Consider the following 13273-nt stretch of genomic DNA (forward strand, 5'->3'; position numbering starts at 1 on the left):
GAAGATGAAAAAAATTGTTTTGCTTGTTATAATTATTGGATTTTGTTCTTGCAATAACTCTGATGACAATGAAACAGCTTCTATGTCTTTTGATTTTTTGGGAGAATTGGATTGGGTGCAAAGTTTTGGAGGTTCAGGAGAGGATACGGCCCAATCCATAATTCAAACTTCGGATGGTGGATATGCTGTGCTGGGGTTTACCAATAGTACAGATGGAGACCTCGCGGGAAAATCACTTAATGTAAATGATTATTGGTTGCTCAAATTTGATGTTGATGGGAATCTGCAATGGAACAAAACATATGGTGGAAGTAAGGATGATAGAGGGCAATCCGTTATCCAGACAAACGACGGGGGTTATGCCATTGTAGGCTACGCCATGAGTGATGATGGTGATGGCAGCAACAATGAAGGCTTCCATGATAACTGGATTTTACGATTGGATGCTTCCGGTACTATTCTTTGGGAAAAGAGTTTTGGTTTTTCCGGCCATGATCATTCCTATGATGTGGTACAGACCTCTGATGGTGGTTTTTTCTTTTCCGGTTTTTTGGATGTAACCTCTTCCGAGGGAGAAGGCAATACGGGAAAAAGCCCATATCTGACTAGACATGGAGTTGGAGAGTTTTGGGGGACTCGACTGGATGCCAATGGGGACTTGATTTGGAGGCGATACTTTGGTGGAACAAACAATGACCGTTCTTTTGGAGTAGTAGAAGCCAATGACGGCGGTCTCGTCATGGTAGGTGCTTCGGAAAGTGATGACTTTGACATTTCCAATTCTAAAGGAAGCTACGATTTTTGGGTGGTGAAAGTAAGTGCTAAAGGAGAAATGCTTTGGGAAAAATCTTTTGGTGGAACAGGAATCGATAAAGCCTACGCTGTTGTCAAAACCCAAGATAATGCCTATGCCGTTGTTGGAAACACATTCAGTGTGGACACTGATATTTCCAAAAACAATGGGGAATCTGATGTTTGGTTGATAAAAGTCTCAGACAGTGGAGATTTGCTCTGGGAAAAGACTTTTGGGGGAACAGCCTTTGACGCTGCCCGTGGGCTGGGAACTACTGCAGATGGAGGTTTTGTGATAGCAGGAAATTCCAAAAGCTTGGATGGAAACGCCACGCAGAATAATGGAGAAAACGACCTGTGGATAATCAAAACTGATGCTGAAGGAAATGTTCTTTTTGAAAAATCCTTTGGCGGAGCTGATTTGGATTTTGGTTTTGATGCCCTTGAAGATGCTGAGGGAAACCTAGTATTGGTAGGCGAATCTTCAACAGCACTTTCACCTAATAAGGAACACCAGGGTTCCACAGACCTCGTTATTCTAAGAATAAAATAGTGGCTCACTCAGAAGCCTTTCCGCTAATAGTTGCCAAAGCGCTAGCAATTTTTTCAGCTATTGGGTCTTTGTCGGTTATGCCATGTCGTTTCAAAAGATATTTGGGGTCATTATAAGTTAGAAATACTTTTCCGTCACCTTCCCATATCAAAATCTTTTGGGGTAAATCAATGGCAATGTTTCTGGACGATTGCATTAGAGGGGTGCCCAAATTAGGATTGCCAAACAAAATCAACTTGGTATTTGGCAATTCCAGACCAACTCTTTTAGCGTTGCCAGTATGGTCTAGCTCGGCAAGAATCCCAATTTTAGGATTGGCATCCAAAGTTTTTTTAATGATTTCGTAAGTAGATTCAAAATCATGTTTACTGATGACTTGTACAAGCCCTTTGTTTGTTTCTTGACCGTTCATATAGGATAAGATTAAAAGTGAAATTAGGAGAACAAAGTGTCTCATGATATAGAAATTTGAACCGTTTCGGTTTGTTTAAAGATTAAATATTCAACGTAAAACAAAGCTGTAGTCGTAGAAAATAGAGAAACCTTATTGGAAGATTCGTTATTATAATGTTAGGAAACCTTGTAGAACCCTACTTATACAGTATATTTGTAAGCTATTTAGAATGAATCCAAGCGATTATGATTAAAGTTTCGGAAACAGCAAAGAAAAAAGTTGTAACACTTATGACCGAAGAAGGTTTCGATTCTAACACAGATTATGTTCGTGTTGGGGTTAAGAGCGGAGGTTGTAGTGGGTTATCCTATGAATTGACATTTGACAAAGCAGCCGAAGATACCGATAAAGTTTTTGAAGACAACCAAGTGCGCATCATTGTAGACAAAAAGAGTTTTTTGTACTTGGTGGGTACTACTTTGGAATATTCGGGAGGTCTTAACGGTAAAGGCTTTGTGTTTAATAATCCCAATGCGCAGCGCACTTGTGGATGTGGCGAGAGTTTTTCACTATAAAAGTGTTGATTGATTTAAATTAATCGACAAACAAACAAAGCATGGCTTACACAGAAGAAGAGTTAAAAAAAGAACTAGAAACCAAAGAATATGAATATGGTTTCTACACCGATATAGAATCTGATACCTTTCCAAAAGGATTGAACGAAGACATCGTCATCGGGATTTCCAAAAAAAAGGAAGAACCAGAATGGATGACTGAATGGCGTTTGGAAGCATTCCGCGTTTGGAAGGAAATGAAAGAACCTGAATGGGCCAATGTTCATTATGAGAAACCCAACTTTCAGGACATTTCTTATTATTCAGCTCCCAATAAGAAGCCAAAGTACAACAGCTTGGATGAGGTAGATTCCGAGCTCTTGGAGACCTTCAAGAAATTGGGCATTTCCCTGGATGAACAGAAAAAGTTGGCGGGAGTTGCCGTTGATATTGTAATGGATTCCGTTTCTGTGGCCACCACCTTCAAAAAGACATTGGCGGAAAAAGGAATTATTTTCTGTTCCATTTCTGAAGCTATTCAAGAGCATCCAGAGTTGGTGAAAAAATATATCGGGACAGTTGTTCCTCAAAAAGACAACTTCTATGCGGCTTTGAATTCAGCAGTATTCTCTGATGGATCGTTCTGCTATATTCCGAAAGGGGTTAGATGTCCCATGGAATTATCCACTTATTTCCGAATCAATCAGGCAGGAACAGGTCAGTTTGAAAGAACGCTTGTGATTGCGGACGAAGGTAGTTATGTGAGTTACCTTGAGGGTTGTACAGCCCCATCAAGGGATGAGAATCAGCTGCATGCCGCGGTTGTAGAGTTGATTGCCTTGGATGATGCTGAAATAAAATATTCTACGGTACAAAATTGGTTCCCTGGAGATAAAGATGGAAGAGGAGGTGTTTTCAATTTCGTTACAAAACGAGGCCTTTGCGAGAAGAACGCAAAAATATCTTGGACCCAAGTTGAAACAGGTTCTGCAGTAACCTGGAAATATCCATCATGTGTTTTGAAGGGAGACAATTCCATTGGGGAGTTTTATTCCATTGCGGTTACCAACAACTTCCAACAGGCAGATACGGGCACCAAAATGATTCACTTGGGTAAAAACACAAAAAGTACTATCATATCAAAAGGTATTTCTGCGGGACAATCCCAAAACAGTTATCGTGGATTGGTACAGGTAAACAGCAGGGCAGAAAATGCGCGTAATTTTTCACAATGTGATTCTCTGTTGATGGGTAATAGTTGTGGTGCGCATACATTTCCATACATCGAAACCAAAAATAAATCTGCCCAAATAGAACATGAGGCCACTACCAGTAAAATTGGTGAGGACCAAATTTTCTATTGCAATCAAAGGGGCATCGACACAGAAAAGGCCATTGCACTTATCGTAAATGGCTTTAGCAAGGAAGTACTCAACAAATTACCTATGGAATTTGCCGTAGAGGCTCAAAAACTATTGGAAATAAGCCTTGAAGGTTCAGTAGGATAATCAAAACAATACAAAATCAGCATCTCAATAGAGTTGCCAATCATAGAACAATGTTAGAAATTAAAGATTTACACGCAAGCATAGAGGATAAGAAAATCCTTAAAGGAATCAATTTAGAAGTGAATCCAGGTGAGGTGCATGCCATAATGGGCCCAAACGGTTCAGGGAAAAGTACTTTGGCTTCGGTAATTGCAGGAAAAGAAGAATTTGAAGTAAAAAAAGGAAGTATTTCCTTGGATGGAGAGGATTTGGAGGAATTGGCCCCAGAGGAAAGAGCACACAACGGTATATTCATGTCATTTCAATATCCAGTTGAAATACCTGGTGTTTCGGTTACAAACTTTATCAAAACAGCTATAAACGAATCTCGTAAAGCTAGAGGATTGGAAGACATGCCAGCCAATGAGATGTTAAAACTCATTCGTGAAAAGTCTGAACTTTTGGAAATAGACCGCAAGTTTTTGTCTCGCTCTTTGAATGAAGGATTTTCAGGCGGGGAGAAGAAGCGTAACGAAATCTTTCAAATGGCCATGATGGAACCTAAATTGGCCATTTTGGATGAAACGGATTCCGGATTGGATATTGATGCGCTTCGCATCGTTGCAAATGGGGTAAACAAATTGCGTGGTAAGGATAACGCCATCATCGTAATTACGCATTACCAAAGACTGTTGGAATATATTGTTCCAGACTACGTACATGTTTTGCATGATGGGAAGATTGTAAAGTCAGGTACCAAGGAATTGGCGCTTGAATTGGAGGAGAAAGGTTATGATTGGCTGAAACAAGAAGCAGTTTTATAGGAAAAAGATGGATTTAAAAGATAAATTACTCTCTTCTTTTTTAGCCTTTGAAAGTAATGTGGATTTGGATAATCCGGTCCATGAAGTACGTTCTGAGGCGATAAAGAACTTTGAAAACAGAGGCTTTCCTTCCAAGAAGGAGGAAGCATGGAAATACACTTCTTTGAATAGTATCCAAAAAGTGGATTTCAGCATTTTTCCTAAAAAGGAAAGTACACTTGAATATAAAGACATCAAGAAATACTTTGTCCACGAAATTGATACCTACAAGATTGTATTTATTGATGGTGTGTACAGTTCATATCTTTCGGAAACCACACATGACGGGGTAGATGTTTGCCTGATGAGTGCCGCACTTACAAAACCACAATATCGTCAGGTTATTGATGTGTATTTTAATAAGGTAGCCTCAAAAGACGAGTCATTGACCACTTTAAATACCGCTTTTAGCAAAGAAGGTGCTTATATCTACATTCCTAAAAATAAAATGCCCAAAAAGCCAATTCAAATTTTGCATTTGGCCACAGGAAATGAGGCAGCGTTGCTATTGCAACCCAGAAATTTGGTGATTGCAGAAGAGAATGCAGAAGTTCAAGTTATTGAGCGTCATCAAAGTTTGACAGGAAATGAGGTTTTGACCAACTCTGTCACCGAAATATTTGCGGCCAAAGACGCTATTGTAGATTATTATAAAGTTCAGAATGATGTAAATACGGCATCATTGATTGACAACACCTATATTTCCCAGAAGGATAACAGTGTGGTTCGTGTCCATACCTTCGCATTTGGCGGAAAGTTGACCCGAAACAACCTTAACTTTTATCAAAATGGCGAGCGAATTGATTCTACCCTAAAGGGTGTGACCATTTTGGGTGAAAAGCAGCACGTAGACCACCATACTTTAGTGCACCATGCGCAACCCAATTGTGAAAGCCATCAGGATTACAAAGGCATTTTTGGAGAGCAATCCACAGGAGTTTTCAATGGTAAGATAATTGTGGATAAAATTGCTCAAAAAACCAATGCATTTCAGCAGAACAATAATGTTTTGATAAGCGATAAAGCAACAGTGAACACTAAGCCTCAATTAGAAATTTTTGCGGATGATGTAAAATGTTCTCATGGCTGTACGGTAGGTCAGTTGGATGAAGAAGCTCTTTTCTACTTACAATCCCGAGGAATTCCAAAAAGGGAAGCCCAAGCTTTGTTGATGTATGCTTTTGCCAACAATGTATTGGAAAGTGTGCGTATCCCTGAACTAAAAACTCGTATCAACAAATTGATTGCAAACAAATTGGGAGTAAGCCTTGGTTTCGACCTTTAATCCGAGAATTTAATAGTTATGGGAATGGTGCGGACGAGTTTGGATGTAACTACTATCAGAAAGGACTTCCCGATTCTAAATAGGGAGGTGAATGGAAGGCCTTTGGTCTATTTGGACAACGCTGCCACTTCGCAAACGCCTCAACAGGTCATCGATGTCATTGTAGATTATTACCAAAATTACAATGCCAACATACATCGTGGGGTACATGCGCTCTCGCAAGAAGCAACAGACGCTTACGAAGAAGCCAGACAAAAAATCCGAAAGCATTTTAATATTGCCAAAGCCTATGAAGTAATTTTTACTTCTGGCACCACACATGCCATTAACTTGGTAGCAAATGGTTTCTCTTCTTTATTAAGAACAGGAGATGAAATTATAGTCTCAGCCATGGAACATCATTCCAATATTGTGCCTTGGCAAATGTTGGCGGAACGTACAGGGGCAGTTTTAAAAGTTATTCCCATGAATCAAAACGGGGAATTGGTCATGGAAGCATTTCATGAGCTGCTTTCTGAGAAAACCCAATTGGTCTTCTGTAACCATATTTCCAATGCTTTGGGAACGATTAACCCAATCAAGGAAATTATTGATGCCTCGCATAATGTTGGCGCAGCCGTTTTGATAGATGGCGCTCAGGCCGCTCCGCATATCAAGGCAGATATGCAAGCTTTGAATGTTGATTTTTACACAGTTTCGGCGCACAAGATATGTGGCCCGACTGGAGTAGGGATGCTTTATGGAAAGGAAGAATGGCTAAAAAAACTTCCACCTTATCAAGGAGGCGGTGAGATGATTGCCGAGGTGACTTTTGAGAAAACAACCTATGCAGATTTGCCGCATAAATTTGAAGCTGGGACTCCAAATATCGCTGGTGGTATCGCCTTTGGTGCTGCTTTGGATTATCTCGACCATATTGGTCTGGATGCCATAGCACAATATGAAGAGGAATTATTGCAATATGCAACTGAAAAGCTTTTGGCCATTGATGGGTTAAGGATTTATGGTACGGCTGAAAAGAAAACTTCAGTCATTTCATTCAATATAAAAGGGATACATCCGTATGATATTGGTACTATTTTGGACAAGTTGGGAATAGCAGTACGTACAGGCCACCATTGTGCGCAACCGATTATGGATTTTTATCAAATACCGGGAACGGTACGGGCCAGTTTTAGTTTTTACAATACCAAAGAGGAAGTGGATGTGTTGGTGGAAGGTGTTGAACGAGCTAGAAATATGTTGCTCTAAGCATCGTTATCTTTCTCTTAAAAGATTGATTCGGACCAACTCGAGTCGTACTTTTGAACAAAACTTTTAGATGGGCATAGCAGAGATTCAAGAAGAAATCATAGACGAATTTTCCATGTTTGATGACTGGATGCAACGCTATGAGTACATGATTGAACTTGGAAAAACACTTCCGCTAATAGAGGAAGCTTACAAAACCGACGACAACATTATAAAAGGATGCCAAAGCAAGGTCTGGGTGCATGCCGAATTGGAGGAAGACAAATTGGTCTTCACAGCAGATAGTGATGCCATTATTACCAAAGGAATCATTGCTATTTTGATTCGTGCATTTAGCCATCAAAAGCCACAAGATATTATTGATGCCAATACCGATTTTATTGATGAAATTGGTTTGAAGGAGCATTTGTCTCCAACTAGAGCAAACGGTTTGGTGAGCATGGTAAAGCAATTGAAGTTATATGCTATTGCGTATCAGACCCAATTAAACTAGAAATCAAATGAGCGAAGAAATCACCATAGATACCCAGGAGTTGGGCGAAAAAATTGTTAAGGTCCTAAAGACTATTTACGACCCTGAGATTCCGGTGGACATTTACGAACTGGGTCTTATTTATGACGTTTTCGTAAACGAAGATAATGACGTCAAGATTTTGATGACCTTGACATCGCCCAATTGCCCCGTAGCAGAAACCTTGCCGGTTGAGGTAGAAGAAAAAGTAAAGTCTTTAGATGTGCTAAAGGATGTTGAGGTCGAGATTACATTTGATCCCCCTTGGACCCAAGACTTGATGAGCGAGGAAGCGAAATTGGAATTAGGGCTATTATAACGTCATTTCGAACCTGTTTCGGAATCTCATATTCCATTAATACTTAAATTGAGTTTGTATGGCTGAGGAAATTATCAATCGCGTAGCGCAAAGTAAACTGGTTACTTTTGATTTAGAGGAACTATATCTTCCTGGTGAAAGGGTCATATTAGATATCTCCCAGTGGCTTTATGAAGGGTTAATTTTGCGTGAAAAAGAGTTCCGCGCCCACTTGGAAGAAATGGATTGGACTGCATACCAAGACAAATATGTAGCGCTGACCTGTTCTTCAGATGCGATTGTACCGGGTTGGGCCTTCATGTTGGTGACATCCAAACTGGCTCCCTTTGCCAAAAAAGTAGTGCAAGGAGATTTAGAAACTCTGGAAACTATTTTGTACCAAGAGCAACTCGCTAATCATGATTTCTCTGATTTTGAGGATAAACCTATCATTATAAAAGGCTGTTCCAATAAACCCGTCCCCCAGAACGCCTATTTAATGGCCATTTCTAAAATTCAGCAAGTAGCAAAAAGTGTGATGTACGGAGAGGCCTGTTCCGCTGTGCCACTTTACAAGAAAAGAAAGTAATCATTAGTTTCTCTACCACCACTTAGTATTCTTGTTGTCATTTCGAGCATTGTCCCGAGTGTGTGAGGGAGCTGCGAGAAATCTCAACATGGATTTCTCAATCACCACTCTGCGGCTCATGTCGAAAATGACAAAGTATTTTAATAGAAAAACCACCGGAAAGCAACTTCTTGCTCTCCGGTGGTTTTGTCAATTTACAGTATAGTTTTTTTACCCAAACACATGGCTCTTTTCAGAAAATCAAGGGTTGGGTGGAACAAAACCAAAACACACAATTTCACCCCCATCAGTAATGGTCCATCCCTTGCCTAAACCAAAAATCAGTTCGTTCCTGGCATCATCTGCAGCATCGCAATATTGTATATTGGATGCTCCAAGGATAATACCCTCCGGAACGTCCTCGGCATTGTTCCAACCGATTAAGGCATTGGCATAATTCTGTGGGCTCATCCCTGAATTACTCAGCATATTGAACATAGTCGTCATACTGCCAATGTCCCAACCGCTAAGGTTTTGGTCAAAAGAACCTGCGGCGAAAAACATTTGAAACATAGTTGTGACCTTTTCTGTATTCCATTCACTAATGTTCCCGTTGAATAAATCCGCAGAGTTGAACATATCTCTCATAGTAGTGACATTTGCTACATTCCACTGGTTGAGGTCCCTGTTAAATGTATCGGCGCCAAAGAACATGCTTCTCATATTAGTAACATTGCTTACATTCCACTGACCGATGTCTTCATTGAATAGATCTGCTTTGTCAAACATACCTTCCATACTAGTTACACTGCTTACATCCCAATTGCCCATGCCCATAGTATTTTCAAAAACAAGTGTTCTTTGAAACATCCTGTCCATAGAGACACATTGGCTAAGGTTAGGGGCTGGGATTTCTTGGTTGCCAAATCCGGTAAAGTTTTCGGCATTTCGGAACATATTCTCCATACTCTTCCATGGGTTGGTGCCCCATTGTTGTACGGACAGCAACATAAGCTCTTCATCTAGGTCGTTGTCAATGTAAAAGGACAAACGGTCCATGGCGCCTTTTATGGCCACAGTATATATACCTTGGTCCACATAGTTTCTGGCCGGCGTAGTAGTATCCTGCCCCTCTACTGTTTCTTCCTCAGAACCATCGCCCCAATCCACTTGCAGGGATATAGTCTCTCCAAAGGCTTGCATTCTAAATGGAATACCTGGCTCCAAAGCTGTATCAATGGTAAAGATAAAAGAGGCGGGGTCCTCAAAAAGGTCTTCGATAACATTCTGCACGGTTATGGTAATGTCTTGCTCGGTGACCAGTTCGCCATCGGTAACGGTCACGGTGATGGTGTGTTGCTCAGTGGTCTCAAAGTCGAGGCTCTGGCCCTCTGCCAAACCAATAATTCCTGTATCACTGTCTATAACAAAAAGGTCCTTGCCTTCTATGGCATCATTTACGGTGATTTCATACACCAAGGTGTTCCCATCTTCTCCGCTAGCGTTTATGTTGCCTATTTCCAGGGCATCCTCGGGTACTTCAAAGATGGCCAACCCAATGGTAGGTGCTATCTCCACATCGGTAACAGTAATTGTTATGTTAATGGTATCGGTGCCCCCATTGCCATCGGATACGGTCACGGTAATGGTGTGTTCAGGGGAGGTTTCAAAGTCCAGTGCTTGGCCGTCGGCTAAAGTAATCTGACCATTGTCCTTATTTATCGCAAAGAGCCCTCCGCTGTTGGTGGAAATAGAAAATTCTAGGGTGTCAGAATCGCCATCAGTGGCGGTCACGGTAAAGATGGTAGCTGTTCCGTCAGCATCCTCTGCGATCGTGGCAGTTGCGGTCTGATTGGTGATCTCAGGGTCAGAGTTGTCCGCCACCGGAGGAGTATTCCCATTGTCGTCGTTGGAACAGGAGCCCAAGAACAGGCCTACGGTAAGAATCATCAAGGTAAAAAATCGTAATGTTTTCATGAATTCAAATTTTTTTAATTGGGAATGCAAGAAAACAGGAATAGGCACAGGTCTACCCTATGAATTGACGGATGCATGGTATGGGTTGATGAGTGTTGGTTTTGAGTGGTCAGAAGTTGGAGGTCAGTAATCAGTTATTAGATTTCCAACTTCTAACCTCAGTCATCTGGTATTTAACCTCAGACCTTTAACTTCTAAGATTTGGCGTGCCAAAGTGGGACATTTCTTATTTTTGGGGTCTTAACACTAAACTCCATACTATGAAACAGATTTTATTTACTTGTATGCTATGCTTATCCCTCGTCCCCGTTTTTGGACAGAAAACAGCTGAGGAGATTAAAGCGGAGATGGGACCCAAAAAGGATTCCATTGCAGCAATCCAGGGCAGGGTAAATGCCCTCCAGGCCGAACTGGATGCACTTCCCGGATGGAAAATTGGGGCATTTGGCACCATTGGTGGAAGTATTTCCGAGTTCAACAACTGGTTTGCACAAGGGATTCCCAATAACTCGTCCGGTAATATTGGGTTTACCGTAAATGCTTTTGCCAATCTGCAGCAGGAAAAATTCTTCTGGCGAAACGCAGCCAATGTAAACTTAGCTTGGGTAAAATTGGACGATAAAGATGACCCTACCGACGATGATGGTTTTAGAGAAGCTACTGATGTATTCAACATCTCTTCCCTTTATGGGCGAAAACTCAGTGAAAAGTTCGCTATTTCGGGACTTGTGGAATATCGAACTACTCTATTGAGCAATGTGAACAACCCAGGATATTTAGATGTAGGTGTCGGTGCCACTTGGACGCCTATTCAAGATTTGGTAGTTGTAATTCACCCGTTGAACTACAATTTTGTGTTTAGTGATGAGGATACCATCTTTGAATCATCCGCAGGGGCAAAGATTGTAGCGGATTACACCAAACAGTTGGGTGCAATCAGTTTTAAAAGTAACCTGTCCATGTTCCAAAGCTATGAAGATGGCGATTTAAGCAACTGGACATGGACCAATTCCTTTGCTTATACGTTATGGAAAGTAATCGGTGTAGGTTTTGATTTTGGGCTGAGAAACAACAGACAGGAAACCTTAAATTTTGTTCGGAATTTAGCGCCGACTCCTAACCCTGATGCCACATTTGATTCTATAGACAACGAACTACAAACGTATTGGACATTGGGTCTGAGCTATTCCTTCTAACTGCAATAAAATAAAAAGAAAAAGCCCTCTTTTCGGAGGGCTTTTTTATGTGGGGTGAATTTGGGGTTTTAAAGCTTTTTTATACCACAGTCTAAAGTAGGTTAAGCGTATGGAAGATTTGCGGTAACACTATCACTTAAAAACAATATGAAAGTAGTTTTTCTGTGGTTTATGCTTAAATTTTTGTTGTGAACCGTAAGAAAATTGTGGTGGAGATGGTTACGAGTGGTCGTTCGTCGAAGAAGTGGACCAATGAACTGAATTAGGAATGGTATTCATCCAAATGCTCCGGATACAAAAAGTTATTATACGGGAATCGGGTCACATGAATATCCCGGACTTCTTGGTATACCCGTTTTCTAAATTCATCCAGATTTTCTTTGTTCAAGGCGGAGATAAAAAGAGCGCGGTCCCCAATTTTATTGAACCAGGTTTTTTTCCATTCGGCCAAAGTGAAATGTGATGAGTTCCGCTCCGTAACCAAGTCATCTTCCGGAATGGTTTCAGGCACATATTGGTCAATTTTGTTAAAGACCATTATGGCTTTCTTATCAGAACTATTGATTTCGTCCAAAATCTGATTGACCGAGGCAATATGTTCTTCAAAGTTGGGGTGGGAAATGTCTACTACATGGAGCAGCAAGTCGGCTTCCCTAACTTCATCCAAGGTGCTTTTGAAACTTTCCACCAGTTGTGTGGGCAACTTGCGAATGAATCCTACGGTATCGCTCAACAAAAAGGGCAGATTCCCGATGACCACTTTGCGTACTGTGGTATCTAAAGTGGCAAACAACTTGTTTTCAGCGAAGACTTCGCTTTTACTGATAACATTCATCAAGGTAGACTTGCCCACGTTGGTATATCCCACCAAAGCTACTCTGACCAAAGCCCCTCGATTGCCTCTTTGGGTTTCCATTTGACGGTCAATTTTTACCAACTTTTTCTTAAGAAGCGCAATGCGGTCCCTCACAATACGGCGGTCAGTTTCAATCTCTGTTTCACCAGGTCCGCGCATACCAATACCACCACGTTGCCGTTCCAAGTGTGTCCAAAGTCCGGTAAGTCTGGGGAGCAGATATTCATATTGTGCCAATTCAACTTGTGTTCGGGCATAGCTGGTCTGTGCCCTTTGTGCAAAAATGTCTAGAATAAGGCTGGTACGGTCCAAGATTTTGCAGCGCAAAAGCTTTTCTATGTTGTTTTGCTGGGCAGGCGATAGTTCATCATCAAAGATTACAGAACCTATTTCATTAGCCTTGACATACTCTTGTACCTCTTCCATTTTTCCACTACCAATATAGGTTTTGGGATTGGGGGTTTCTACCCGTTGCACAAAACGCTTGGATACTTCGCCGCCCGCTGTATAGGTCAAAAACTCAAGTTCGTCCAAATACTCCCGTACTTTTTCTTCATTTTGGCTTTGGTTGATGACCCCAATCAAAACCGCCTTTTCATATGCAATGGTCTTTTTTTCTAGCATGAATCGTGGTAAAGTGCAAATCTACACAATGTTTTGAAAGCGATTTTTGTATTTTGTCTTGAAT

The 13273-nt window shown here is 41.1% G+C and carries 14 protein-coding genes; 11 read left to right on the forward strand and 3 right to left on the reverse strand.

From position 1 onward, the window contains the following. Nucleotides 1-4: 4 nt before the first annotated feature. The gene (locus ACOKFD_RS13025) at nucleotides 5-1345 is read left to right on the forward strand and encodes a hypothetical protein (protein WP_422858317.1); all 1341 of its coding nucleotides are present in this window, start codon (nucleotides 5-7) and stop codon (nucleotides 1343-1345) included. A gap of 4 nt (nucleotides 1346-1349) precedes the next feature. Here the strand turns inward: ACOKFD_RS13025 and ACOKFD_RS13030 are convergent, their stop codons facing one another. Then, nucleotides 1350-1802, reverse strand: a complete 453-nt coding sequence (locus ACOKFD_RS13030; protein ID WP_422858318.1) for a DUF302 domain-containing protein — start codon at nucleotides 1800-1802, stop codon at nucleotides 1350-1352. Nucleotides 1803-1984: 182 nt separating this feature from the next. On the opposite strand from ACOKFD_RS13030, the gene ACOKFD_RS13035 reads away from it, so the two are divergent. The 8 genes from ACOKFD_RS13035 to ACOKFD_RS13070 all read left to right on the forward strand — a co-directional run bounded on the left by ACOKFD_RS13035 (nucleotide 1985) and on the right by ACOKFD_RS13070 (nucleotide 8577). Then, entirely contained in the window at nucleotides 1985-2314 is a 330-nt protein-coding gene (locus ACOKFD_RS13035; protein ID WP_298995900.1) for a HesB/IscA family protein, read from the forward strand. 41 nt (nucleotides 2315-2355) lie between these two features. Continuing rightward, nucleotides 2356-3801, forward strand: a complete 1446-nt coding sequence (gene sufB / locus ACOKFD_RS13040; RefSeq protein ID WP_422858319.1) for a Fe-S cluster assembly protein SufB — start codon at nucleotides 2356-2358, stop codon at nucleotides 3799-3801. Between the two features lie 50 nt (nucleotides 3802-3851). Beyond that, nucleotides 3852-4604, forward strand: coding sequence for a Fe-S cluster assembly ATPase SufC (gene sufC, locus ACOKFD_RS13045; protein ID WP_298995896.1), 753 nt, complete (start codon nucleotides 3852-3854; stop codon nucleotides 4602-4604). 7 nt (nucleotides 4605-4611) lie between these two features. Further along, nucleotides 4612-5928, forward strand: coding sequence for a Fe-S cluster assembly protein SufD (sufD, locus tag ACOKFD_RS13050; protein WP_422858320.1), 1317 nt, complete (start codon nucleotides 4612-4614; stop codon nucleotides 5926-5928). 24 nt (nucleotides 5929-5952) lie between these two features. Continuing rightward, nucleotides 5953-7179 (forward strand): aminotransferase class V-fold PLP-dependent enzyme, encoded by a 1227-nt coding sequence (locus ACOKFD_RS13055; protein WP_422858321.1) that lies wholly within the window; start codon nucleotides 5953-5955, stop codon nucleotides 7177-7179. Nucleotides 7180-7249: 70 nt separating this feature from the next. Beyond that, nucleotides 7250-7672 (forward strand): SufE family protein, encoded by a 423-nt coding sequence (locus ACOKFD_RS13060; protein ID WP_422858322.1) that lies wholly within the window; start codon nucleotides 7250-7252, stop codon nucleotides 7670-7672. A 7-nt stretch (nucleotides 7673-7679) separates the two neighbouring features. Beyond that, entirely contained in the window at nucleotides 7680-8009 is a 330-nt protein-coding gene (locus ACOKFD_RS13065; RefSeq protein WP_422858323.1) for a DUF59 domain-containing protein, read from the forward strand. 58 nt (nucleotides 8010-8067) lie between these two features. After that, entirely contained in the window at nucleotides 8068-8577 is a 510-nt protein-coding gene (locus ACOKFD_RS13070; protein WP_422858324.1) for a DUF2480 family protein, read from the forward strand. Between the two features lie 240 nt (nucleotides 8578-8817). On the opposite strand, the gene ACOKFD_RS13075 is transcribed toward ACOKFD_RS13070, so the two are convergent. Beyond that, a complete protein-coding gene (locus ACOKFD_RS13075) occupies nucleotides 8818-10533 on the reverse strand; it encodes a BspA family leucine-rich repeat surface protein (protein WP_422858325.1) in 1716 nt (571 codons plus the stop codon). Between ACOKFD_RS13075 and ACOKFD_RS13080 the strand changes: the two genes are divergently transcribed. Together ACOKFD_RS13080 and ACOKFD_RS13085 are read left to right on the forward strand one after the other, a co-directional pair. After that, nucleotides 10532-10663, forward strand: a complete 132-nt coding sequence (locus ACOKFD_RS13080) for a hypothetical protein (protein WP_422858326.1) — start codon at nucleotides 10532-10534, stop codon at nucleotides 10661-10663. The two genes, ACOKFD_RS13075 and ACOKFD_RS13080, sit on opposite strands and share 2 nt — an antisense overlap. A 130-nt stretch (nucleotides 10664-10793) precedes the next feature. Continuing rightward, complete coding sequence (locus ACOKFD_RS13085) at nucleotides 10794-11729, forward strand: DUF3078 domain-containing protein (protein WP_422858327.1); 936 nt, start codon at nucleotides 10794-10796, stop codon at nucleotides 11727-11729. 262 nt (nucleotides 11730-11991) lie between these two features. On the opposite strand, the gene hflX is transcribed toward ACOKFD_RS13085, so the two are convergent. Then, nucleotides 11992-13209 (reverse strand): GTPase HflX, encoded by a 1218-nt coding sequence (gene hflX, locus ACOKFD_RS13090; protein WP_422858328.1) that lies wholly within the window; start codon nucleotides 13207-13209, stop codon nucleotides 11992-11994. Nucleotides 13210-13273: the final 64 nt, after the last annotated feature.

The sequence above is a fragment of the Flagellimonas ulvae genome (assembly GCF_049333175.1).
Classification (GTDB): Bacteria; Bacteroidota; Bacteroidia; order Flavobacteriales; family Flavobacteriaceae; genus Flagellimonas.

Bases quoted from the DNA above. Each gene is read 5' to 3' on its own strand.
- ACOKFD_RS13030 (WP_422858318.1), bottom strand. From the start codon at position 1,802: ATGAGACACTTTGTTCTCCTAATTTCACTTTTAATCTTATCCTATATG.
- hflX (WP_422858328.1), bottom strand. From the start codon at position 13,209: ATGCTAGAAAAAAAGACCATTGCATATGAAAAGGCGGTTTTGATTGGG.
- ACOKFD_RS13075 (WP_422858325.1), bottom strand. From the start codon at position 10,533: ATGAAAACATTACGATTTTTTACCTTGATGATTCTTACCGTAGGCCTG.
- sufD (WP_422858320.1), top strand. From the start codon at position 4,612: ATGGATTTAAAAGATAAATTACTCTCTTCTTTTTTAGCCTTTGAAAGT.
- ACOKFD_RS13070 (WP_422858324.1), top strand. From the start codon at position 8,068: ATGGCTGAGGAAATTATCAATCGCGTAGCGCAAAGTAAACTGGTTACT.
- sufB (WP_422858319.1), top strand. From the start codon at position 2,356: ATGGCTTACACAGAAGAAGAGTTAAAAAAAGAACTAGAAACCAAAGAA.
- ACOKFD_RS13065 (WP_422858323.1), top strand. From the start codon at position 7,680: ATGAGCGAAGAAATCACCATAGATACCCAGGAGTTGGGCGAAAAAATT.
- ACOKFD_RS13080 (WP_422858326.1), top strand. From the start codon at position 10,532: ATGAATTCAAATTTTTTTAATTGGGAATGCAAGAAAACAGGAATAGGC.
- ACOKFD_RS13035 (WP_298995900.1), top strand. From the start codon at position 1,985: ATGATTAAAGTTTCGGAAACAGCAAAGAAAAAAGTTGTAACACTTATG.
- ACOKFD_RS13025 (WP_422858317.1), top strand. From the start codon at position 5: ATGAAAAAAATTGTTTTGCTTGTTATAATTATTGGATTTTGTTCTTGC.
- ACOKFD_RS13085 (WP_422858327.1), top strand. From the start codon at position 10,794: ATGAAACAGATTTTATTTACTTGTATGCTATGCTTATCCCTCGTCCCC.
- sufC (WP_298995896.1), top strand. From the start codon at position 3,852: ATGTTAGAAATTAAAGATTTACACGCAAGCATAGAGGATAAGAAAATC.
- ACOKFD_RS13055 (WP_422858321.1), top strand. From the start codon at position 5,953: ATGGTGCGGACGAGTTTGGATGTAACTACTATCAGAAAGGACTTCCCG.
- ACOKFD_RS13060 (WP_422858322.1), top strand. From the start codon at position 7,250: ATGGGCATAGCAGAGATTCAAGAAGAAATCATAGACGAATTTTCCATG.